We start from the raw sequence: 20,603 nt of genomic DNA, 5'->3' as shown, positions 1-20,603 counted from the left end.
AAGGAATGACGAATACATGAAGTAGACTGAGAGGCTAAGCAATCTTTATTTTTCGGACGAAAAGTTGTAAATCTGGTATAGTTAAAGAAAAAAGCAAAGAGGATGCTTATGGAAATCAGACTTTTACGTTATTTTTGGACAGTTGCTCAGGAAGGGAATATTTCGAAAGCTTCAAGATTATTGAATATTACACAGCCAACACTGAGCCGGCAAATAAAAGAGCTTGAAGAAAGCATAGGGGTACCTTTATTTCATAGAGTAAAAAATAGGCTGACTTTGACTCAAGACGGATTTTTTTTGAAAGAACGTGCTGAGGAAATATTGCTGTTGGATGAGAAATTAGAACATGCTTTCTCAGAGCAGCGGAAGAAGCCCTTAAGCGGCTGTGTTACTATCGGCTGTGTTGAGGCAGACAACTCGGATACCTTAGCTATGCTGCTGGAGGAGCTGATAAGTGACTACCCGCAAATTCGATTTAATCTTGTCACTGGAACAAGTGAAGATATTGCCGAGCGCTTAGAAAAAGGAATTCTTGATTTAGCGATTTTGCTGGAGCCAGTCTCTTTACATGAAGTTGAAATGCTAAGACTACCCAGAGAAGAAACTTGGGGATTTCTTTTATCAAAAGAGCTGTTTATCGCTCAAAAGAAGCAGCTGACACCAGAAGATATGCTTGGTTTGCCTATTCTATGCTCCAATCGAGAAGAGGTACAGCGTCTATTGAGTGACTGGTCGGGCGTACCCATTACCAACTTAAATATTGTCGGTCATTTTAATTTGATTTTTAATGTATTTTCTTTAGTTGAAAATAAGGTTGGTGCAGCGTTAACAATTGAAGGGGCTGTTTCCAATAGAAATTCAGCAGAGACACTATTTGTTCCGCTGAGCCCATCAGTCAAAACGAGCTGTGTTCTAGTATGGAAGAAAAGAGTTCAGACACCTGCTGTTCAAGAGTTGATTAATCGGTTTAACTATGCTTTTCAACTATAGTCTTATGTAATAATAGGTATTAGACATAGAATAAAATGAGCGGTACGATAAACATGTGTTTATTGTACCGCTCATTTTTTTGGAGGGATGCTTATGACAGCGGTCATTATTTTTTTCTCACGGGCTGGAGAAAATTTTGTTAAAGGAAAAAAACAATATATTTTAGTCGGACACACTGAGGTTGTCGCAAGAAAGATAAGTGCTAAATTGAAGATTCCAGCGTATCCTTTACTGCCAGTTACACCCTACCCGAAAGACTATGAGGAAGTGGTTCAGCTAGCCGCAGAGGAAAAACAGCAGTCGCTGCGAATTTGCTATGAGAATTTGCCCGTTAATTTTAAGGATGTAACGCATGTCTTTCTTGGATTTCCCAACTGGTGGGGCAGCTTTCCTAGAGTAGTCGGGACATTTTTAGAGGATATGAATTGGGAAAACAAGATTATTTTTCCTTTTTGCACACATGAAGGCAGTGCTTTTGGATCAAGTATGCAGGATTTAGAAAAAGCCTGTGCCGGCGCAGAGATTAAAACCGGTTTACCCATCCGCGGTTCGCGTACTGAGCTGTCGGATACAGCGATAAAAAACTGGCTGCTTTCTTTTTAGAAGGTAGCATAAATAAAAAATAATGGAGGAATAGAGGATGACGAAGCATGAAGAAGTAAAAAACGGAGTGATTTTCCCCGTGGGTGAAAAGAATCAGGCATTTGCACAATACTTTATTGGACAAAGCTATTTACAAAGCTTGGTTGCTGACCCAGCCATAAGTGTGGGAGTTGGTAATGTCACTTTTGAACCTGGCTGTCGGAATAACTGGCATGTTCATCGGGACGGTTTTCAGCTATTGCTTGTTACTGGTGGTGAAGGCTGGTATCAGGAAGAAGGACAGCCGGCTCGATTTCTCAAAGCAGGAGATGTGGTTGTAACTCATGATGGGGTGAAGCATTGGCATGGCGCTGCGAAGGACAGCTGGTTTGAACATCTGGCCATTACCGCTGGAACACCTGAATGGCTGGAAGCAGTAAATGATGACTGGTACAACAGTTTAAAACAATAGGGAGGTAATATGATATGAGAAAACAGACAGCAGGAAGAAACCAATTGGGCGAATTTGCGCCGCAGTTTGCGGCCTTGAATGATGATGTGTTATTTGGAGAGGTATGGGCAAAGGAAGAAGAGCTTTCACTGCATGACAGAAGTATGATTACTTGTTCTGCTTTACTGGCGCTAGGCGCTCCTCAGCTTGAAGCTCATCTAAAAATCGCAAAGGAAAATGGTGTGACTAAGCAGGAAATTACGGCACTGATTACTCATCTGGCTTTTTATGCAGGCTGGCCTAAGGCTTGGACTGCTTTTTCAATGGCGAAGGAAATTTTTGACTAGCTGATTAAGCATCAGAATCAGGGAGAAGATTGTTATGAAAAAACGAAATGTGACAGGAAAATAGCTATAGTTCAAGTCCTGCTGCTCCCCGACTACTTGAAAAACAGGGCTGCATCCAACCCTGTTTTTACGAAATCGCAACGACCGCACACTTTGTCTTATTCACGAGAGAGGATTGCTGAGGGCGCTGCTGTTTGGCACGATATAGCTTTTCAGCAGAGGCGTTGGCAGTTTTTGTCGTTAGTCAACCTTTTTTAGCAGCTGTAAAAAAGCTTTCGCTGCATTAGAAAAAAACTGATCCTTTTTCCAGATAATACTAACAGAGGCAGTTAATGGCGGTGAAAAAGGAATAAAAGCTAAATCTGAATTTTCCGTAGAAAGAACACCATCAATACACAGTGCACTTGCAATATTATGTTTTACCAGGAGTGAGGCATTGTAAAGCAGGTTATATGTACCCACTACATTGAAATGTTCCAGATTGCTGCCCAGCCAATCAGCCAGCTGGTTGTCAACAGAGGACTGATTAGAAATTAATAACGGCGTACCGGCAATTTCATTAGGTGCGACCGTTTGTTTTTTTGCTAACGGATGTGTATGATTTACCAAAATTCCCCAGTGGTCAGATAACGGCAGGCGCTTATATTCATATTTTTGTTTTTCAACCGGATCAATAACAAGACCAAAATCTAACAGCCCTTTATCAACTTTTTCCAGTACATCGTCCGCATTCCCACTATATAACCGGATGGTTATCTTGGGATACTGTATTCTCAACTCCTGTAAAAGAACAGCGACGAATTCAAATGCTTTTGTCTCCCCGCCGCCAATGGCGATTTCACCGCTAATTTGTCCATCAGGAAGTAGATTTGAGGTTGTTGAATGAACAAGGGACAAAATTTCTTTGCCTTTATTAGCCAAATAGAGGCCTTCTTCGGTTAAGACGATCCCTCGGTTGCCCCGTTTAAAAAGTGTAACACCCAGCTCATCCTCTAAATCTTTAAGCTGCTTCGATAAGGTCGGCTGAGAAAGATGCAGCACTTCAGCTGCTTTACTGATGGTTTTTTCTTTAGCCACAGTTAAAAAATAATTCAGTACTCTTAATTCCATTTTTATTCCTCCTTCATATAGAAAATAGTTATAATTAGCTATTCAATATAAGTATTGGTTAAGTATAACTCATTTGCGTACAATAAAGGTAAGAAATTCAGAATAAGGAGAAGAAAGATGAAGAAATTAAATTTGCTGAAAAAAATCCAAAATCAAGACATAGTTGCTGGGTCACCATTATTTAAAGAGATTCATTTAGTTAAGGAAGCAAACGAACAATTACTAGTAGAAATGAATACAAGCTACCATACAAATATGGAAATGCTCTCGTATCTTGAAAAAATAACCGGTCGCAGCTTAGCTCCTTCAACAACAGTTTCGCAGCCCTTTTATAGTGACTTTGGGGGACACATTGAATTAGGAGAGGATGTTTTCATCAATAAGAACGTCACTTTTGTAGATTTAGGGGGTATTACAATTGAAGACCATGTTTTGATTGGTCCGGATTCAAGGTTGATTACAGTCAATCATTTGATTGAGCCTGAAAAAAGGCGAGGAATCCGAGCGGCTCCCATTTTAATCAAGGAGAATGCCTGGCTTGGAGGGAATGTTACAATTCTGCCGGGAATAACCGTAGGAAAAAATGCAGTTGTGGCAGCTGATTCAACAGTTACTAAAGATGTTCCTGATAATACCGTTGTAGCCGGCAGTCCGGCAAGGGTGATGAAGAAGCTTCCTTCTTGAATGGAAAAAGAAAAGAAGTTGAAAGGTGAAGATGCTATGCTTGATAGAAAGCTGAAAAGAGTTTACCGGCTGTTTTATGTGATAGGATTAGCAATGTTTTTTCTTTCCGGCTGTTCCCCCAAGGAAGCTGCTGTGCCAATTTCAGCTATTGAATCAGAGGATCAGTTGTCAGCGGCTCCCAAAAGCAGCAATCAAATAGATGGAAAGGAAAGTCTACGTATAGTGAAACTGAAGCTGGATAATCAAGACTTTCAGCTTGAGCTGGAAGAAAATGAGACTGTAGAGGAGTTGACTGCTCAGTTTCCTCTCTCTTTAGAGCTGGAAGACCTAAACCAAAATGAAAAATATGCCTACCTATCAAAAGCCTTACCGACAGCTCCACAAAGAATAGTCCAGATTGAAAAGGGAGATGTGCTGTTGTTCGGTTCAGATTGCCTAGTGATTTTTTATGAAAGCTTTGAGACAAACTACACATATACTCGTATAGGAAAAATTAAAGAAGCAGCAGCGTTAGATTTCCTTAAAGAAAGGAAGTCAGTATGGCTGTGGCTAGGTTAGTTAGCTTTATAGAGTGGACCGATTCGGGCTCCACTCTTTTTTTGTGGAAAATATAGAGATGGTCAAATATCCATTTAAAAAAAATTTTTCAGCCAGCTTACAAAAAATTTGAATTTTTGCGAATGATTTTTCCTTTTTCTGCGACTACCTTAATGTACACCACTTTTTTAGAAGGGAAAGAAAGCGTGTATTAGCCAAAATGATTTTTTTACAACAGTATATAAATAAGAAAGAGTAGCATTTAGTGACCTATCCTTAAACTACTTAATCACTGGTATACTGAAGAAAAGTAAATAACCAGCAGCGGAAAATAGTTGTTGGGAGACTAGGGAAGGGCGAAGGAGTGTGAGCAATGGCAGAAAAAAAGTATGAAGAAAAATTTATTCAGCTCTATCATTCCTATGTTGATGAAGTCTATAAATTCGTTTATCTGCGTACGGGTTTAAATCAGCAGCTGGCGGAAGATGTTACGCAGGATATTTTTCTTGAGGTATATAAATCTCTGAAAACATTTAAAGGTTTGTCCTCTGAGCGAACCTGGCTGTTTAAAATTGTCCGCAACCGCTTAAATGATTATTATCGAAAACAATATAAGCATTTTTCGGAAAATACCGATATAAATAATGAAGAGCTTCAGACGATCCCGGACTCTTCACAGGATATAGAGCTTGAACTCATCAAAGAATATGATAAGCAGCTGATCCGTACGTGCTTAAATAGCCTTTCGCCGTATTATCAGCTGATTTTGACAATGAAATACTTAGATGACTCATCAGTTAAGCATATGGCCGAACTATTAGGAAAAACGACAAAATCTGTGGAAAGTGTGCTTTATCGTGCAAAGCAGGCGTATATCAAGGAATATCTGAATCTTGGACAGGAGGAATACAGAAATGAAAACAAAAAATGATGACTTTATCAAGCAGTCGCTAGAAGAATTAGCATCAGATAAAGAAATATTTCCAAGTTCAATTCAAAAACAGCGGATGCTGGCAGCTATCCAAAGTGAAGTCAAGATAACAACTACTCGTTCCCGCAAACAACGGTTGAAAGACTTCATTGTGAATCGGCCTTATCGTTTTGCCTTTTCCTTCTCAGCTGTACAGGCGGTTATCTGTGCACTTGCTTTTGGAAATGACTACACAGAATTTATTTTAAAACTATTTGAATGAGAAGGGATGTGTTCTAATGAAAAAAATTTTTGAAATCCTGAATGATCCAGTAGGGTCTTTTAATAAACAGGATAAGGTGATTTCACTGCTGTTCGTTTCATTTACTGCGCTAATCGTTACAGCTTTCGACCCGCTGATAATGGGGACATCATTTACGATTATTAATCTGTTAAAGATTTTTCTACTGAGCCTAATTGAATATAGTTTATTTTGCTTATTGTTATTTGCGGTTTGCTGGATATTCGGCAACCGACAGAAACTTAGCTGGTTTTTGACTCAGTGGGCATTTACCTTGTTTCCTACAATGATATTTAGTGTTTTAATTCCTCTTATGTTTATTATCGAGTCCAATTACAATCATATGTCGGAAAATTTTTTATGGGGCTTATTTGTTAATATAGTCTTTTTCGGTGCACTCATCTGGAAAGTTATACTATACGTGCTGTTTTTAAGAAAGGCAGCTGGACTTAAAGGTATTCGTTTTTATGGAGCGTTGCTGCTGATTATAGTAGCAGCCTTGTTTTTAGCTGAGTTCATGGGCGGTATAGGTCCCAAAACACCCATTATCTGATTGATGTGTGAAGACAAAACTGGTTATATAAGCCAGTAAGTCCTGTAATTGAACTGGTTTGAATAAGAGCGTTTATAAACTTTATATTGATGCGTATTAGCTGTTTACACATGTTAGAAAAGCGGCTAAGACAATCATTTTATTAGATGAAGGAGGATTTTCAATGAAGATATTATTGTATTTTGAAGGTAAAAGAATATTAGCAAAATCTGGTATTGGCCGCGCACTGGAGCATCAGAAACGGGCATTAGCGGCCGCAGGAATTGAGTATACACTGGATCCGAACTGTATAGATTATGATATTCTGCATATTAATACTTATGGGATTGGCAGTTATCGGATGATTGCCAAGGCCAGGCGAATGGGAAAGAAGGTCATTTATCATACACATTCTACGGAAGAAGATTTTAGAAATTCATTTATTGGTTCTAATCAGGTGGCACCCTTGTTTAAACGCTACTTAATCTCTCATTATTCTAAAGCTGACTGCTTAATCACACCAACAGTCTATTCAAAAGAAATACTGGAAGGCTACGGGATGAAGCAGCCGATTGCAGCGATTTCCAATGGAATTGATTTAGAAAAGTATCGTCCGGATACCCGTAAGGAAACTCTTTTTAGAGAATACTTCAAATTGGCGCCAGAGCAAAAGGTTGTTATCTGTGTTGGTTTGTTTTTTAAACGAAAGGGACTGATTGATTTTGTAGAAATTGCTAAATCAATGCCTGACTACACCTTTATCTGGTTTGGTCATGTCAATATGTTGAGTATTCCCAAAGAGATTCGGGAGATTGTTAAAAAGAAGCATCCAGACAACGTTCTTTTTCCGGGATATATCAAGGGAGAAATTATCGAAGGAGCTTATTCAGGCGCTGATTTGTTTTTCTTTCCTTCATACGAGGAAACCGAAGGAATTGTTGTTTTAGAAGCGTTAGCCAGCAAGCAAAAGGTTTTGACTCGTGATATTCCTGTCTATCATGACTGGCTTGAATCAGGGATAAACTGCTACATGGCTTCCGATAATGCTGGGTTTAAGCAGCATATTCAAAAGATTGTTGACAAGCAGCTGCCGGATACCGTAGAAAGAGGCTATCAAACAGCTGTAAGGAGAAGTATCAGTGAAATTGGTCAGGAATTAAAGCTGGTTTATGAACAGGTTCTAGATGAAAGTTATGTAAAAATTTAATTGTAAGAACAGGAGGAGTAATATGCTGGAGAATGAGAGCTTTTGGATACTTTGTCCGGTTTGTACTGGTAAGACGAGAACCAAAATTAGAAAAGACAGCGAGCTGAAAAATTTTCCTCTGTATTGTCCCAAATGTAAGAGAGAGTTTTTGATTAATGTGGCAGCTGCTGAAATTGAACAAATAAAAGAGCCAGACGCCCAGACGCAGAGCCGCTAACATAGAAGTGTGGACACTTCATGTTGGCGGCTCTTTTGTTGGATTTTTAGAGTATAAGTGAAAGGGATTTAGCTTTGTTTGTCTAGTTGATCTCTCGGAGGAGAACGGTTCTGTTGCGGCATACTCGTGAAAGTATTGGTTTTGTTTAAAATGTAACTAACTATATCAGCCTATTCGCTTGTTTTTAATCCGCTTCGAATTTAAAAACCAGTATTGCTGGTAGTTGCCAACCAAGGCAGTGAAGGGGATGGGCTGCTTATTTTGAGCAATGATTTGTTCTTCTAAATAATTTTTTAAAACCCAGGGATCTTCAATGCGAGTAGTTTGAAGCTGAAGGGTGTTTTCGATAACTGAAATACTTGTTTTTAAATCTCGTGCGATTTCTGAGAGAGACAAGCCGGAGAGGACTAGATTTTTTTGAAATTCCTCTTGTGTCTGCAGCATCTGATTAGAGGTTAAAGACATGATAATCGCTTCTTTCTTTGGTTTTTAATGTTAAAAAATTAATAGTTGTAAATTTAACTATATGAATAATACTTTATTATGAAACAGTTGTCAATTAGAGTATTTTAAATTAAACTAACGGAGAAGAGGTGAGGCTAGTGACTTTCAACAAAGAGGATATCACAGAAAAAATTTATACATTAAGTGTTCTTCAGCAAAGCTATGTTGGGGAGCATTTGAGAACGCTACAGCTAAATAGTCTACAGGCACGGAGTCTAACCTATGTGTACAAACATCCGGCTACTATTCAGCGTGGACTAGCTAACTATTTAGGAAAAAAGCAGGCAACGGTAACAAACATTCTAAAAATTTTGGAAGAAAAGCAGTTGATTTACAGAGAAATTCCTAAAGAGAATGAACGGCAAAAAAATATTTATTTGACGGAGCAAGGGAAACAGATGGTCATAAAAATTGAAGAAATCTTCCAGCATTTGAATGAAGAGCTTTGCAGCACTTTTTCAGAAGAAGAACATCATCTGTTTTTAGAACAACTGAAAAAAGCAGAAAAGGCGCTAGAGAATGTGTGAGCAGTCTAATCTGATATGTGCATTAAAAAAATAATTTAAGAGGAACGATTGAAGCAGACTAGATTGGTATTTTCCATCCTAGTCTGTTTATTTGAGTCGATTTATAGTGTGTTAAGACAATCAAGCCCTTCATTACACATACTTCTGTGACTGGATTAAAAAAGTTCTTTTGTACAAACCACTATCATGGAGGGGAGAACGGTTTGATTTTAAGAGCTTTACGATTTAAACAGAGCAGCCTAATCTTGCTGTTATTTAGCTATTTCTAAAAAGTAATGTAAAAATATCCAATTAATAGTAAGATAAAATGAAAGCCGAAACGTAAAGGAGCGAAGTGAATGAAAAAGATTTTTTTAGTTGAGGATGATGAACAGCTGCGTCGGGGAATTACCTTTGCCTTGGAACAGGAAAGCTACCGAGTAGTTACAGCAGAAAAAATGGCTGGAACAGTCGAAAAAATTAAGCAGGAACAGCCGGACTTGATTATTTTAGATATTAATTTACCTGATGGGAATGGTTTAGATCTTTGCATGGCTATTCGTAAAATAACCAAGACGCCTATTTTCTTTTTGACGGCTTTAGACATGGAGACCGATGTTGTTGCCGGTTTGTCCGTAGGGGCGGATGATTATATTATTAAGCCCTTCTCCTTGGCTATTTTAAAGGCAAAAATCATCGCTACTCTGCGCCGGCTGGAAACCTATGGAACAGAGCTTTCTGTACCGCCGTTTCTATTAGATGTGTCTGCCAACCGTCTTTTTAGAGATGGACAGGAAATAGCCCTAAGTTCAACAGAATATCGACTGGTTCATTATCTGCTCAAAAATGCTGGAACTGTTTTGGAAAAGGAACAACTCCTTGATGTATTATGGGATACTCAGGGAAAATTTGTCGATGAAAACACATTATCAGTTAATATTAGAAGAATTCGAGTGAAAATTGAAGCTGATCCTCAGCAGCCGGAGTTTATTCAGACAATACGTGGAGTAGGTTATGTGTGGAAGAAGCGGAGGAAATCATGAGTATTTGGATAGGGATAATACTTAGCTGCTGTTGCTTAGTTGGAGGGCTCTATATCCGCCAGCTAAAGCTAAAGCAGGAGGCAGAACTGGAGAAGCTGGAAGCAATCTTTGATCAAGTGATTTTTAGCTCGTTTGATCCAAATGAGGTGAAGTATGAGGAGGGGCAGTTAGCTAAGGTCATTTTTAAAGCTCAGCGAATTGCGGAGATTGCAGAGGACCGCAAACAAACGGTAGAGCTTGAACATCAGCGGATTCAAGAGCTGATTGCGGATATTTCCCATCAGATGCGAACACCGTTATCCAGTATTATGATGTACACTGAATTAATGCAGATGACCGGATTGTCAGAACATGAGGCAAAGGAGTTTCTAGCCAGAATCGAGGTTAGCTCTGAGCGGCTCATGTGGTTAGCTTCTGAATTTATTGTTATGACTCGATTTGAAACGGAAACGATTGATTTACAGCCGGAGTTGCTGGATATCAACCAAACCCTTCAGCAGGCAATAGCAGAAAATCGTGAAGCGGCCAATCAGAAGGGGATAACTATTCAACTGGTATTTCAAGAGGTGAATCCGCTTATGCATGACTCCAAATGGACAGCAGAGGCCTTTAGCAACGTTATTGAGAATGCAGTGAAGTATGCAAATCCAAAAACTGAAATAAGCATAACTGTCAAACGGCTTCTTTCTTATACGCGAATTGACATTTGTAATTCAGGAATAGGTATCCTGCCTGACGAAATGCGATTGATTTTTCAAAAATATTATCGGGGAGAAAATGCTGGAGATATGTCCGGTGCGGGTATCGGTCTTCATCTGACCAAGCTGATTTTGGAAAGACAAGGCGGTTATATTCTTGCTAAGGAGACATCAGAGGAGACTGTATTTTCTCTATTCTTACTAAACTGACAGAAAAGAAGTCTGGATTGTCAGCGGGGAGTAAGAACGCCTTGCTACACTTAGATTAACAAAGGAGGCGTCTACTATGGAAATCGTAACAGTCAAACATTTGATGAAAACCTACGGGCAGGGAGAAAATCAGGTTCATGCAGTAAATGATGTCAGCTTAACAATTTCTGCTAAGCAGTTTGTAACAATAGTTGGTACTTCAGGTTCTGGAAAAAGTACCCTGCTTAATCTGCTGGGGGGACTGGATCAGCCAACTAGCGGTGAACTATTTGTTGACGGGAAAGACTTGTCTGCAATGACAGAAGAAGAATTAACGATTTTTCGCCGCCGTAATGTAGGTTTTATTTTTCAAAATTATAATTTAGTGCCGATTTTAAGTGTTTATGAAAACATTGTATTACCAATTCAATTGGATGGAAACAAGATTGATGAGGACTTTGTAGCTCAGATTATTGAGACCTTGGGCTTGTCAGGGCGGGAAAATGAACTGCCTAATGCATTATCCGGCGGACAACAGCAGCGGGTTGCGATTGCCAGAGCACTGGCTTCAAAGCCAGCTATTATTCTAGCTGATGAGCCAACTGGAAATCTGGACAGCCACACCAGCCAGGATGTGCTGGGCTTATTGAAGATGACTGCTAAAAAATTTCATCAGACAGTTATTATGATTACGCATAATGATCATATTGCTCAGCTGGCAGACCGGGTTATTCGAATTGAAGATGGTCGTTTATCTGAAGAAGGTGACTTCTCATGAAAACACAAAAAAAGATTATTCGCTCAATCGGAATCAAGAGCTTTCGAGCCAATAAACGTCGAAATATTTTTGTCAGTATTGCGATTATTCTAACAACCGTGCTGCTGACTTCGGTTGTCAGTTTAGGAATGAGCTTTCTTGAATCGAATGAGCAGCAGCAGAGAAGAATTTTGGGTACGATGGCTGATGCCAACATGAATAATCTGACGGCTGCTCAATATAAAAAGCTGTCGGAGAATGAAGGCGTTGAAGCTTATGGAACGCAGCGAACCATTGGCATGATTAATCCAGTCAGTCAGAAGAAGAAAGATGCTGAGCTCATTCTGCACTGGTACGATGAATCTGAATGGCTGAATCTAAGAGTACCCACAGTTACTGATATTGAAGGGCAGTTTCCCAAGAAAAAAGACGAAGTTCTAATCCCTTTGTCAGCGCTGACGATTTTAGGAATTGAGCATCCGAAAATTGGCATGGAGATTCCATTAACCTTTACTTATCAGAATCAGACAATCACTCAGTCTTTTACTTTATCTGGTTACTTTAAGGAGTATGTGACACAGCGGGTTTCGAATATGAGCTATCTCTTGGTATCTTCTGCCTTTGCAGCAGAGTATCCGGATTTAGAAGGAAAAAATACAGTTTCGATTAAATATAAAAACAGTCAAGGGATTGGAAAGCAAAATGACGAGCTGGCCAAATCATTGGCCCTGACTGAAAATCAGGAAATAAAAACAACTGTCCGTGAAAGCGGGGGCAGCTCTATGACTCTGTTTTTGGGTGTTGGTGCGTTTATTTTGATTATTTTGTTATCCGGAGGCTTGTTAATCTACAATGTGTTATATATTTCGATTGCAAATGATATCCGTTTCTATGGCTTGCTAAAAGCCTTAGGGACGACAGGAAAGCAAATTCGAAGCATCATTTTACGTCAGGCTCTGATTTTATCCTTGATTGGTATTCCTATTGGTCTTATTTTAGGCAGTTTGGTCTCTACAATAGCGGTTCCTTTTGCCTTGAATATTTCAACCTTTGCTGATACAAAAGTAACTTCTGTCAATCCTTGGATTTATATATCTGCTGCCGTCTTTGCACTATTTGTAACCCTAGTCAGCTCTATTAAGCCTGCCCGAATTGCTGCTAAGGTTCCGGCTATTCAAGCGATTAGATTTACAGAAAGTGCCCCTAAAAAACAGAAGGTCCGCGGACATTCCGGTGGAAAGCTGTATGCTATGGCATGGCGCAATATTTTTAGAGATAAGAAACGGGCATTAGTTGTGATTTTATCCTTATTTTTAGGAATTTCTTTGTTTATTGCTACAAATACAGCCTTGGAAAGTATGGATTTGGAAAATTTTGTGACCAGTGAAATGTCGGAGGACTTATCGGTTTCCCAAAAGGAGATACCAGCTTCCAACCGTTGGGAAGAGGATCAGGAGCTACTGCAGCAAATGAATCAATTCTCTGGTATTGAAGAGCTGCACATTTATTTATCGAGTAGAATCCTAGTAGATTTTGAAAAAGGCAAATTCTCTGATTATATAAAGAACTATAATAAAACATTTAAATATGGCACGCATAAAGAAGAAAACCTGAATAAAGAAAACTTCTTTAGCCAGATAATTGGTATGGACACTGAGGAAATCCGTACAGTGATGGAGGCAAACCACCGTTCTTTCGATGAAGAGGCATTTGAAGTTGGTGAACTCTGTCTGGTTCAATCGGATACACCAGAAGACTTTAAAGCTATTCCTAATCTGGATTTTACTGTCCTTGAAACACAGCAGAAGCTTAACTTGCCAATCGGCGGTTATTTTCCAATAGCTTATCTTGAGCAGCAAAGTGACGGCGCACCAACCATTCTGATTTCAAAAAATTATATGAAACAAATAATCCCTAAAGCAACGATTTTAGAAATAAGAATGAATTTTTCTGATGAAGAGGAAGAGGCTGGCGTTAAGCTCATGACAGAGCTGGTAAAACAACGCCCCTACTTTCATTTGATGTCCAAGAAAGAGCAGATTGAAGCAGCACGTACAGGAACGATGACGATGCGAATCTTGGGAAATGCACTAGCAGTAATTTTAGCTGCTATTGGACTATTGAATTTTATTAATGTAATTACCACCAGTATTATCTCTAGAAAACAGGAGCTGGCAACCTTAGAGAGTATTGGCATGACACGCAGACAAACCAATAAAATGCTGGCTTATGAAGGTCTTTACTATGGCGGGATAACGGCTGTTCTTGTATTGACACTGGGAATGTGTTTGACATATGGTTTGTTTCTAGTTGTAAAAAATTCCGCCACTTTTGCAGTTTTCAGCTTACCCTTACTCGAGGTCAGCGGCTCCCTGCTGTTAGTATTTCTTGTCTGCCTTTTGACTCCTATCCTAGTGATGAAGGCGTTAGGACATGACCATCTTGCCAACCGCATTAAATAATAAAGGCGTTAACTTAAATTGTCTTAGTAATAAAACACTGAAGGAACGCGAAGAGCTTGGAACAAACAGCAGAAAATTGCTGGTTTTGTTTCAAGTTCTTTTTTGGACTAGATATAGAAAATGTTTGGTAGAGAAAAGAATCATTCGCAAGCTTGTTGAATGACTAAATTTTTTTCAAAGAAAAGCGAAGAGGGTTCAAGGTCTTTGGATTATGTATTATACTATCAAAAGAGGGCGGCAGATTTTGACAAAGCTGTACCAAGCAAGAGAAGTAGAAAAATGAGGATGACGTGTGTGGAATTAGGTGAGAAGCTGAAACAGCTTAGAAAAGAACATGATTTAACTCAGGAAAAATTAGCAGAAAAACTATTTATTTCCCGGACTGCGGTCTCAAAATGGGAGAGCGGCAAAGGATACCCGAATATTGAATCTCTGAAAAATATCTCTCAGTTGTTCTCTGTGTCAATTGATGACTTATTATCAGGTGAAGAGATGGAGCAGGTTGAAAGAAGAGAAGAAAAACAGCAGCAGGAGAATCGTTTATATACGCTGATTTATGGACTGCTGGATATACTCACCTTGGTCTGTATTTTCCTGCCCTTCTATGGTCAATCAGCTGGACAAATGATTCGGTTAGTTTCCTTGATTGAGTTTAATGAATCTGTAATTGATAAATCGTTTTTTTTGATTTTACTGTTGCTGATGATTGTGACGGGTATCATAGAATTAATTTTATATTTTTGGAAAAAGGATAAGCTGTTAAGATATAGTCGAATTTGGTCGCTATTTTTCCATTCACTGGTCATTTTATTTTTCGCAATGGCAAGACATCCTTATGTGATTGTCTATCTGTTTTTGATTTTTATAATAAAAGCCTTTCTTTTATTTAAAGCAAATAAATAGGGGAAAGCCTTTAATACCAACCTTTGACACGGAAAGTGTCAAAGGTTTTTTTGTATGTGACGAAAAGATTCTTGGACTTTGCCTGGAAGAAGTTAATAATCGAGAAAACGGAAAAGTAAAAAAATCCTCAAAAGAGGAGAAAAAAATATGAAAGGATTAGTTGATTTTTTTAATATAAATTCTGCAAAGGATTTATAATTATGATTTATTTTTAGGATTTACATGAATGAAATTTTTCAAATAAAAAAGTTGTAAAGGAGAAAAAAATGACAACAATAGACAATGAAGTTTTTCGAAGCATTAATAATTTAGCAGGAAGGAACGATGTTCTAGATTATCTAGGAATTTTTATTAGTAAGTATACGATTTTCATTCTGGCAGCCTTTCTGATTTTTCAATGGTTCTATAAAAGGCAGGACAGCTCTTACAGAAAAGTTCTGATACTGTCTCTATTAACCTTTATCGTTGCCGAAATACTGGCGAAAGGTTTAGGACAGCTCTATGAACATTTACAGCCCTTTGCGGTTCTTCCAGAGGTAAATCAGCTGATTGAAAAAGAAGTGAATAATAGTTTTCCCAGTGACCATACAGTTTTGTTCTTTAGCATTTTAACACCATTATTTTTATATAGCGGTATAAAAGGAAAAGTTCTTTGCTTCTTTAGTGCACTGCTAGTTGGAATCAGCAGAATTTTTGTAGGGGTTCATTATCCATCAGATGTGGTAGCAGGAGGATTATTGGCGATAGTTGTAGGTATACTTATTTATCGTGGTTTGTTTTCTTCTAAAATAATGAATCAGCTGGTTGCTTTCATTGAAAAATTGGAGACAAAGCTTCTCAGCAGATAAGCTGTTTAGCGGGCAGTTATTTGCTGCTTTTTAATATTCATTCCTTTGACTGGTAAGGGTTTCTACCTGTATAATTTCTTTCAGAAGTACTAGAAAATTCAGCTGGGTAAAAGGACAAACAATCGCTAAATAAACTTTGTAGACTAAAATTCTATAAGTTCATCAAAAATCAGCTTCACAACTCATTTAAATAAACAATTTATTTCGATCTTTTGAGAAAATATTTCATAGGAAATACTGCTGGTCCTTGGCATTGTTGTGAGGCTGTTTTTTACAAGGTTTGTATGGAAGAAAGGAGGGGCTGACAGTTAACATCTACAGAACATCAGAAGTAGCAAAAATCGTGGGCCTGCATCCAAATACAGTTCGCCGTTATGAAGAATGGGGACTAATTCCGCAGGCTGAGCGTGAAGAAAACGGCTATCGGCGGTTTACCGACTTTCATATTGCAATGATTCAACTAGCTCAGACTGCTTTTCAGGTGGAGGTGCTGCAGAAGGGACTTCGGAAGAAAATGGTTGGAGTTATTCAGTCGGCAGCAAAGAAAGATTTTGAACAGGCCAGTCAGCTGGCAGATGACTACCTCCAGCAAATTCAAAAAGAACAACAGCAGGCTCGTGAAGCGATTACAGCTGTAGAGGCGCTTTTATCAGGGAAAAATGAACAGCTAAAACCGATGAAACGCAAGGAAACAGCTGACTATCTGGCAATCACAGTAGACGCATTACGTAATTGGGAGCTTAATGGCTTGTTATTAGTTAAACGGCGGGATAATAACTATCGAATCTATACCGCAGAAGATATCAACCGGCTAAGAATCATCCGGATTCTGCGCAATGCCAACTATTCCCTTGAAGCAATCCTGCGCTTATTGAATACTATAGATAATCCGCTGCCGGCAGCAGCAATCACAGGACTTCTTAATACACCAGCAGCTGATGAAGAAATCATTAGTGTCTGCGATACCTTAATTGATTCTTTAGAACTGGCTGAGAAAAATGCTAAGCTTGTTAAGAAAAAACTTCAAGAAATGAACAGAACGTTTAACTAAAAACCCTCCACTATACCACCAAGGTTTTGATTGGTGGTATGCTTCTTTTCTATGGCAGATTTGTTGATTTTTAACAGCCGTTTTTATTATCAGAAAAGGAGTGGATGATAAAATGACGATTTCGACAGAAGAACAAAAGCATTTGACTAAAACACTAGAAACGCTTGAGAAAGCATTTCAAATTTCTCTTGGCAAGGAACAGAAAACAGATGCCGGCTATATGGAACTAAAAAAATATACGGTAGATTATCACCATGAGCTGGACAAATACGAAGTTTATGACTACCAGAAGAGCTTAGCTTCGATGGATCGTCAGGTCGGCGCAGAACGTCAGAGTCAGCAAAAGCTGCGGTATGCCTTATCCAGTCCCTACTTTGCACGAATTGACTTTTGCTATGATGATGAGAGTGAAGCAGAGCGTTTTTATATTGGGCGCTTTGGTTTTTCCCAGGCTGCGGGAGACAGTTTGATTTACGATTGGCGAGCCCCGGTTGCTTCATTATATTATGATTTTGGTCCAGGAACTGCTGAATATCAAACAGATAGCGGCTGCTTTTCAGGGGAGCTGACAAAGAAAAGACAAATTAAAGTTGAAGATGGGCTCCTTCAATATGTAGTTGATACCGATCAAGCTCTTCATGACGAGGTTTTGATGGAGGAACTAACGAACTCTTCCAGTGAACAAATGAAGACAATCATTCATACGATTCAAAAAGAGCAAAATCAGATTATTCGAGATCAGCAAACAAAGCATTTAATTATTCAAGGAGTAGCAGGGTCGGGAAAAACATCGATTGCACTGCATCGTATCGCCTATCTGCTTTACAACAAGCGAACGAGTCTGCGGGCTTCTGAGGTTCTGATTCTCTCGCCTAATGCTGTATTTTCTGATTTTATCGCAGGCGTACTGCCGGAGCTTGGGGAAGAGGAGCTGATTCAACAAGAGTTAGGGACTATTCTCCAGCCGTTTTTACCTCAACTGACGATTGATTCATCTTACCTAAAAGAAACAAATAATCTTAGTGCTTTTCCCAACAGCCAACAAGCAAAACGCTGTAGAGAAATTAATCGAAAAGGATTCACTAAAAAACTGCAGAATTACTTAGAGGAGGTAGCTAAAGCTCCCTTTGAAAAAGGAATCGAGGCTGGAACTCTGCAGCTGTCAAAAGAGGCATTAAACAATTTATTTGCCTTATGCAGCAGCTCCGCTTCCGTGTATGACAGAGTAGATGAACTAGCGAAGCAACTGTTTCTTCGTCAAAGGGAAGAGCAGCAGACTGCAAAGAGCTTAACTCAAAAGCAAATCCACCAGCTGCTCTTAAAAAGATTGATACATCAGAGCCCGCTTTCAATTTATAAAGATTTTTGTTCCAAAACAGGACTGATGTTCAGCAGCAAAAACAAAGAAGCACTCAGCTATTCAGATATTTTTCCGCTACTTCTTTGTAAATTTAGTTGGGAGGGACAGGAAGAAATCAAAAACGTCAAGCATCTGATTATTGATGAAATGCAGGACTATTCAGAAATTCAATACGAGGTAATCAGCAGGCTGTTCAGCTGTAGTAAAACAATTTTAGGAGATGTTTCTCAAAATATTTCACTAGAGCAAGGACTAAACAGCCGAGAAATCAGTAAATATTTCTCCGACGGAAGAACGGTAGAGCTAAATAAAAGCTATCGCTCCTCATACGAAATCATTCAATACGCTCGGCGATTCCTTTCGGATCAAAAACTGATTCCAGTGGAGCGCCACGGAAAATTACCGGAAGTAAAGCGTTATAAAAATCTGACTGATCAGATGAAACAGCTAGAGGAATTGTTCATCCGTTTTTCTGCATCAGGCAGTCAGCTATGCGGTGTCATTTGCAAGAACTCGAAAGAAATTGCTGAAATCAAGAATTTTTTTAAAGAAAGGGAGCTGCACGTTTTAGATGAAAACAGCAAGCAGTTCAAAAGAGGCATTAATTTGACAACCTTCACGCTAGCAAAAGGCTTGGAGTTCGATGTTGTGATTCTTCCATATATTACAGAGGAAAACTATCATTCCAACTTAGATAAAAATCTCTTGTATGTGGGCTGTACACGGGCGATGTCAGAACTGTATTTACTTGAAAGCGATCAGCAGCCTTCTCAGCTGCTGAAACAGTCATAGAAATATTTGGAAAAGCTGAGTCTGTTCCAACAGTTATGCAGCTTTGCGCAAAAAAAGAGAATTTGACCATCCCTTATGGCTCAAATTCTCTTTTTGTATTAAATTTAAACAAAGGCTGTTATCAAAGCCGCTCTTAAACAAAAGAGGCTGCTTTGTATATAGAAGCTTCTAAAGGATTTAACTATGCATGGTTAATCAATATGTATCCATTCTTCTTTAATATCTTCAGAAGTTTCTTTCCATGTCTTTTTTAAGGATGAACGGAAATTTTTTGCCTCTTTTTTCATTTCTTTTGCAGTCTTATCCAGCTGTGAACGTGTCTCTTTCTGCCAATCATTTGAATAGAAAATAGCCCCTTTAGAAAAACCAATGAGACAAATGACTCCAATTAGTGCGACACCTACGACAATTTTACTTCCTCTTCTCATTTCTATTTCCTCCATTCTTCTTTCTCTCTTACTCTTATTCTATAGAATTAACGCTTTTTCTTCATCCTGCTTCGGTCTGACTTTTCAGTGCTGATTATTCGGTCTCTGGTTGTAGATTTGATAATCTGTGAAAAAATTTTTTCTTGATTTTTAATATGAATAAAAAAATGATCCAATCCTCGTTCACTCAAAGGATTGGATCATTCTTTTTAGTTAACTGCTAAAATTTTTCTAACGATTTAGCATTGACTGGAATTTGAAGCTCGGTGATGTTTTCCTGATGATAAATCTCCCTGATAAATCCGCTGATAGTCAGCCCAGTTTGTTCAATCCAGTCCAACATCTGAGTATAAGTTTCGCCAATACTGTTCAATTTTCCTTCATGAATAGCAGAAACAACCTGCTCTGCCGGTAAAGTTGTCAGTGTTACATCACTGTTTGGCGGAAGCTTCAACTCTTTAACCAAAGGCTCGATGATTTCCTGGTCAATAATTGGGCTTTCCTGTTTCAAGAACAAGCCTTCACGGTAAATGGTTAGACAGGGAGTAGTCACCTGCCCTCCACATGTTTGAATGGCAGTTTCCAGTTCATGCCAGACTTCTTCTGAAAATGCATCAAAGGTTTGTTTTGGATTTTTCTTTTTAAAGCTCCGTCGAATACTGGCGCCTAAAATAGGTTCAACTGTTTTTATAATAATCTCATTCATTACGGGGATTCCTCCATTCTGTAGTAAAAATAAATTAGTTTGTATTCTGCGAATCATCTGTTTTTTTTGAGAGATATCATTTTCCAATGCTGTAATATTTTCGGCAAGCCGCTGACTCAATGTAGCAGAGGCTTGGCTGTCCGTTAAAAGCTCTTTAATCTCCGCAAGTTTAAAGCCGGAATCCTTTAAAACCAGCAGCTGATTCAGCTCAGGTAATTGTTCAGCTGAATAAGTTCGGTAGCCGTTTTGAGCTATTCGTCCGCTAGGAGAAAAAAGGCCCTGTCGATCGTAGTAGTGCAGTGTACTGACGGATACACCGCTGATTTTTGAAAATTGCGCAATATTCATTGGTACTCCTTTCGTTGCTTATCAATTGATATTCTAATAATAAACTATGAAGCAGGTTTAGAGTAAAGAGAAATTGGTAAAAAAATTAAAAAGGAGCTAAGAGTGGCTTACAAATGATATTACTCTTTCACGATTGTGCA

Annotated in this window: 24 protein-coding genes; 20 read left to right on the top strand and 4 right to left on the bottom strand. The window is 38.8% G+C overall.

The window, feature by feature from the left end:
• Positions 1-108 precede the first annotated feature (108 nt).
• The 4 genes from ACYSNQ_RS04760 (at position 109) to ACYSNQ_RS04745 (ending at position 2,370) form a co-directional block, all read left to right on the top strand.
• Complete coding sequence (locus ACYSNQ_RS04760) at positions 109-990, top strand: LysR family transcriptional regulator (RefSeq protein ID WP_426081681.1); 882 nt, start codon at positions 109-111, stop codon at positions 988-990.
• Between the two features lie 93 nt (positions 991-1,083).
• Positions 1,084-1,593, top strand: coding sequence for a flavodoxin (locus ACYSNQ_RS04755; protein ID WP_426081680.1), 510 nt, complete (start codon positions 1,084-1,086; stop codon positions 1,591-1,593).
• A gap of 37 nt (positions 1,594-1,630) precedes the next feature.
• Entirely contained in the window at positions 1,631-2,044 is a 414-nt protein-coding gene (locus tag ACYSNQ_RS04750) for a cupin domain-containing protein (protein WP_426081679.1), read from the top strand.
• Between the two features lie 14 nt (positions 2,045-2,058).
• Positions 2,059-2,370 (top strand): carboxymuconolactone decarboxylase family protein, encoded by a 312-nt coding sequence (locus ACYSNQ_RS04745; RefSeq protein ID WP_426081678.1) that lies wholly within the window; start codon positions 2,059-2,061, stop codon positions 2,368-2,370.
• 240 nt (positions 2,371-2,610) lie between these two features.
• Here the strand turns inward: ACYSNQ_RS04745 and ACYSNQ_RS04740 are convergent, their stop codons facing one another.
• The gene (locus ACYSNQ_RS04740; RefSeq protein WP_426081676.1) at positions 2,611-3,480 is read right to left on the bottom strand and encodes a LysR family transcriptional regulator; all 870 of its coding nucleotides are present in this window, start codon (positions 3,478-3,480) and stop codon (positions 2,611-2,613) included.
• 117 nt (positions 3,481-3,597) lie between these two features.
• Between ACYSNQ_RS04740 and ACYSNQ_RS04735 the strand changes: the two genes are divergently transcribed.
• From ACYSNQ_RS04735 to ACYSNQ_RS04705, 7 genes are all read left to right on the top strand, one after another.
• On the top strand, positions 3,598-4,164 hold the full coding sequence (locus ACYSNQ_RS04735; protein ID WP_426081675.1) for a DapH/DapD/GlmU-related protein: 567 nt from the start codon (positions 3,598-3,600) through the stop codon (positions 4,162-4,164).
• Complete coding sequence (locus tag ACYSNQ_RS04730; protein WP_426081674.1) at positions 4,165-4,722, top strand: cyclophilin-like fold protein; 558 nt, start codon at positions 4,165-4,167, stop codon at positions 4,720-4,722.
• Between the two features lie 352 nt (positions 4,723-5,074).
• The gene (locus tag ACYSNQ_RS04725; protein ID WP_426081673.1) at positions 5,075-5,632 is read left to right on the top strand and encodes an RNA polymerase sigma factor; all 558 of its coding nucleotides are present in this window, start codon (positions 5,075-5,077) and stop codon (positions 5,630-5,632) included.
• Positions 5,616-5,894 (top strand): hypothetical protein, encoded by a 279-nt coding sequence (locus ACYSNQ_RS04720; protein WP_426081672.1) that lies wholly within the window; start codon positions 5,616-5,618, stop codon positions 5,892-5,894. The genes ACYSNQ_RS04725 and ACYSNQ_RS04720 overlap by 17 nt, the downstream gene beginning before the upstream one ends.
• Before the next feature lie 16 nt (positions 5,895-5,910).
• Positions 5,911-6,465: a hypothetical protein gene (locus tag ACYSNQ_RS04715; RefSeq protein WP_426081671.1), complete on the top strand. Its 555-nt coding sequence runs from the start codon at positions 5,911-5,913 to the stop codon at positions 6,463-6,465.
• Between the two features lie 163 nt (positions 6,466-6,628).
• Complete coding sequence (locus ACYSNQ_RS04710) at positions 6,629-7,651, top strand: LTA glycolipid anchor biosynthesis glycosyltransferase, IagA/BgsA family (protein WP_426081670.1); 1,023 nt, start codon at positions 6,629-6,631, stop codon at positions 7,649-7,651.
• A 22-nt stretch (positions 7,652-7,673) separates the two neighbouring features.
• Positions 7,674-7,868, top strand: a complete 195-nt coding sequence (locus ACYSNQ_RS04705; protein WP_426081669.1) for a cysteine-rich KTR domain-containing protein — start codon at positions 7,674-7,676, stop codon at positions 7,866-7,868.
• A gap of 165 nt (positions 7,869-8,033) precedes the next feature.
• On the opposite strand, the gene ACYSNQ_RS04700 is transcribed toward ACYSNQ_RS04705, so the two are convergent.
• Entirely contained in the window at positions 8,034-8,333 is a 300-nt protein-coding gene (locus ACYSNQ_RS04700; RefSeq protein WP_426081668.1) for a DUF2316 family protein, read from the bottom strand.
• A 137-nt stretch (positions 8,334-8,470) separates the two neighbouring features.
• On the opposite strand from ACYSNQ_RS04700, the gene ACYSNQ_RS04695 reads away from it, so the two are divergent.
• From ACYSNQ_RS04695 to ACYSNQ_RS04655, 9 genes are all read left to right on the top strand, one after another.
• Complete coding sequence (locus ACYSNQ_RS04695; protein WP_426081667.1) at positions 8,471-8,899, top strand: MarR family winged helix-turn-helix transcriptional regulator; 429 nt, start codon at positions 8,471-8,473, stop codon at positions 8,897-8,899.
• Between the two features lie 338 nt (positions 8,900-9,237).
• Positions 9,238-9,921, top strand: a complete 684-nt coding sequence (locus tag ACYSNQ_RS04690) for a response regulator transcription factor (RefSeq protein WP_426081666.1) — start codon at positions 9,238-9,240, stop codon at positions 9,919-9,921.
• Complete coding sequence (locus tag ACYSNQ_RS04685; RefSeq protein ID WP_426081665.1) at positions 9,918-10,829, top strand: sensor histidine kinase; 912 nt, start codon at positions 9,918-9,920, stop codon at positions 10,827-10,829. The genes ACYSNQ_RS04690 and ACYSNQ_RS04685 overlap by 4 nt, the downstream gene beginning before the upstream one ends.
• 76 nt (positions 10,830-10,905) lie before the next feature.
• Positions 10,906-11,586: an ABC transporter ATP-binding protein gene (locus tag ACYSNQ_RS04680; protein WP_426081664.1), complete on the top strand. Its 681-nt coding sequence runs from the start codon at positions 10,906-10,908 to the stop codon at positions 11,584-11,586.
• The gene (locus ACYSNQ_RS04675; RefSeq protein WP_426081663.1) at positions 11,583-14,027 is read left to right on the top strand and encodes an ABC transporter permease; all 2,445 of its coding nucleotides are present in this window, start codon (positions 11,583-11,585) and stop codon (positions 14,025-14,027) included. The genes ACYSNQ_RS04680 and ACYSNQ_RS04675 overlap by 4 nt, the downstream gene beginning before the upstream one ends.
• A 204-nt stretch (positions 14,028-14,231) precedes the next feature.
• Positions 14,232-14,930 (top strand): helix-turn-helix domain-containing protein, encoded by a 699-nt coding sequence (locus ACYSNQ_RS04670; protein ID WP_426081662.1) that lies wholly within the window; start codon positions 14,232-14,234, stop codon positions 14,928-14,930.
• A 266-nt stretch (positions 14,931-15,196) separates the two neighbouring features.
• Entirely contained in the window at positions 15,197-15,778 is a 582-nt protein-coding gene (locus ACYSNQ_RS04665; protein WP_426081661.1) for an undecaprenyl-diphosphatase, read from the top strand.
• A gap of 280 nt (positions 15,779-16,058) precedes the next feature.
• The gene (locus tag ACYSNQ_RS04660; protein WP_426081660.1) at positions 16,059-16,829 is read left to right on the top strand and encodes a MerR family transcriptional regulator; all 771 of its coding nucleotides are present in this window, start codon (positions 16,059-16,061) and stop codon (positions 16,827-16,829) included.
• Between the two features lie 112 nt (positions 16,830-16,941).
• On the top strand, positions 16,942-18,981 hold the full coding sequence (locus ACYSNQ_RS04655) for a HelD family protein (protein WP_426081658.1): 2,040 nt from the start codon (positions 16,942-16,944) through the stop codon (positions 18,979-18,981).
• A 191-nt stretch (positions 18,982-19,172) separates the two neighbouring features.
• Here ACYSNQ_RS04655 and ACYSNQ_RS04650 read toward each other — a convergent pair whose 3' ends face one another.
• Together ACYSNQ_RS04650 and ACYSNQ_RS04645 are read right to left on the bottom strand one after the other, a co-directional pair.
• Positions 19,173-19,409: a hypothetical protein gene (locus ACYSNQ_RS04650; RefSeq protein ID WP_426081657.1), complete on the bottom strand. Its 237-nt coding sequence runs from the start codon at positions 19,407-19,409 to the stop codon at positions 19,173-19,175.
• Between the two features lie 220 nt (positions 19,410-19,629).
• Entirely contained in the window at positions 19,630-20,463 is an 834-nt protein-coding gene (locus ACYSNQ_RS04645; RefSeq protein ID WP_426081656.1) for a MerR family transcriptional regulator, read from the bottom strand.
• Positions 20,464-20,603: the final 140 nt, after the last annotated feature.

Source organism: Enterococcus sp. LJL51 (assembly GCF_054871795.1).
This window is presented reverse-complemented; position numbering and strand designations above follow the sequence as displayed.

Coding starts and splice junctions, on each gene's coding strand:
- ACYSNQ_RS04760 (WP_426081681.1), top strand. CDS start 109: ATGGAAATCAGACTTTTACGTTATTTTTGGACAGTTGCTCAGGAAGGG.
- ACYSNQ_RS04755 (WP_426081680.1), top strand. CDS start 1,084: ATGACAGCGGTCATTATTTTTTTCTCACGGGCTGGAGAAAATTTTGTT.
- ACYSNQ_RS04750 (WP_426081679.1), top strand. CDS start 1,631: ATGACGAAGCATGAAGAAGTAAAAAACGGAGTGATTTTCCCCGTGGGT.
- ACYSNQ_RS04745 (WP_426081678.1), top strand. CDS start 2,059: ATGAGAAAACAGACAGCAGGAAGAAACCAATTGGGCGAATTTGCGCCG.
- ACYSNQ_RS04740 (WP_426081676.1), bottom strand. CDS start 3,480: ATGGAATTAAGAGTACTGAATTATTTTTTAACTGTGGCTAAAGAAAAA.
- ACYSNQ_RS04735 (WP_426081675.1), top strand. CDS start 3,598: ATGAAGAAATTAAATTTGCTGAAAAAAATCCAAAATCAAGACATAGTT.
- ACYSNQ_RS04730 (WP_426081674.1), top strand. CDS start 4,165: ATGGAAAAAGAAAAGAAGTTGAAAGGTGAAGATGCTATGCTTGATAGA.
- ACYSNQ_RS04725 (WP_426081673.1), top strand. CDS start 5,075: ATGGCAGAAAAAAAGTATGAAGAAAAATTTATTCAGCTCTATCATTCC.
- ACYSNQ_RS04720 (WP_426081672.1), top strand. CDS start 5,616: ATGAAAACAAAAAATGATGACTTTATCAAGCAGTCGCTAGAAGAATTA.
- ACYSNQ_RS04715 (WP_426081671.1), top strand. CDS start 5,911: ATGAAAAAAATTTTTGAAATCCTGAATGATCCAGTAGGGTCTTTTAAT.
- ACYSNQ_RS04710 (WP_426081670.1), top strand. CDS start 6,629: ATGAAGATATTATTGTATTTTGAAGGTAAAAGAATATTAGCAAAATCT.
- ACYSNQ_RS04705 (WP_426081669.1), top strand. CDS start 7,674: ATGCTGGAGAATGAGAGCTTTTGGATACTTTGTCCGGTTTGTACTGGT.
- ACYSNQ_RS04700 (WP_426081668.1), bottom strand. CDS start 8,333: ATGTCTTTAACCTCTAATCAGATGCTGCAGACACAAGAGGAATTTCAA.
- ACYSNQ_RS04690 (WP_426081666.1), top strand. CDS start 9,238: ATGAAAAAGATTTTTTTAGTTGAGGATGATGAACAGCTGCGTCGGGGA.
- ACYSNQ_RS04685 (WP_426081665.1), top strand. CDS start 9,918: ATGAGTATTTGGATAGGGATAATACTTAGCTGCTGTTGCTTAGTTGGA.
- ACYSNQ_RS04680 (WP_426081664.1), top strand. CDS start 10,906: ATGGAAATCGTAACAGTCAAACATTTGATGAAAACCTACGGGCAGGGA.
- ACYSNQ_RS04675 (WP_426081663.1), top strand. CDS start 11,583: ATGAAAACACAAAAAAAGATTATTCGCTCAATCGGAATCAAGAGCTTT.
- ACYSNQ_RS04665 (WP_426081661.1), top strand. CDS start 15,197: ATGACAACAATAGACAATGAAGTTTTTCGAAGCATTAATAATTTAGCA.
- ACYSNQ_RS04655 (WP_426081658.1), top strand. CDS start 16,942: ATGACGATTTCGACAGAAGAACAAAAGCATTTGACTAAAACACTAGAA.
- ACYSNQ_RS04650 (WP_426081657.1), bottom strand. CDS start 19,409: ATGAGAAGAGGAAGTAAAATTGTCGTAGGTGTCGCACTAATTGGAGTC.
- ACYSNQ_RS04645 (WP_426081656.1), bottom strand. CDS start 20,463: ATGAATATTGCGCAATTTTCAAAAATCAGCGGTGTATCCGTCAGTACA.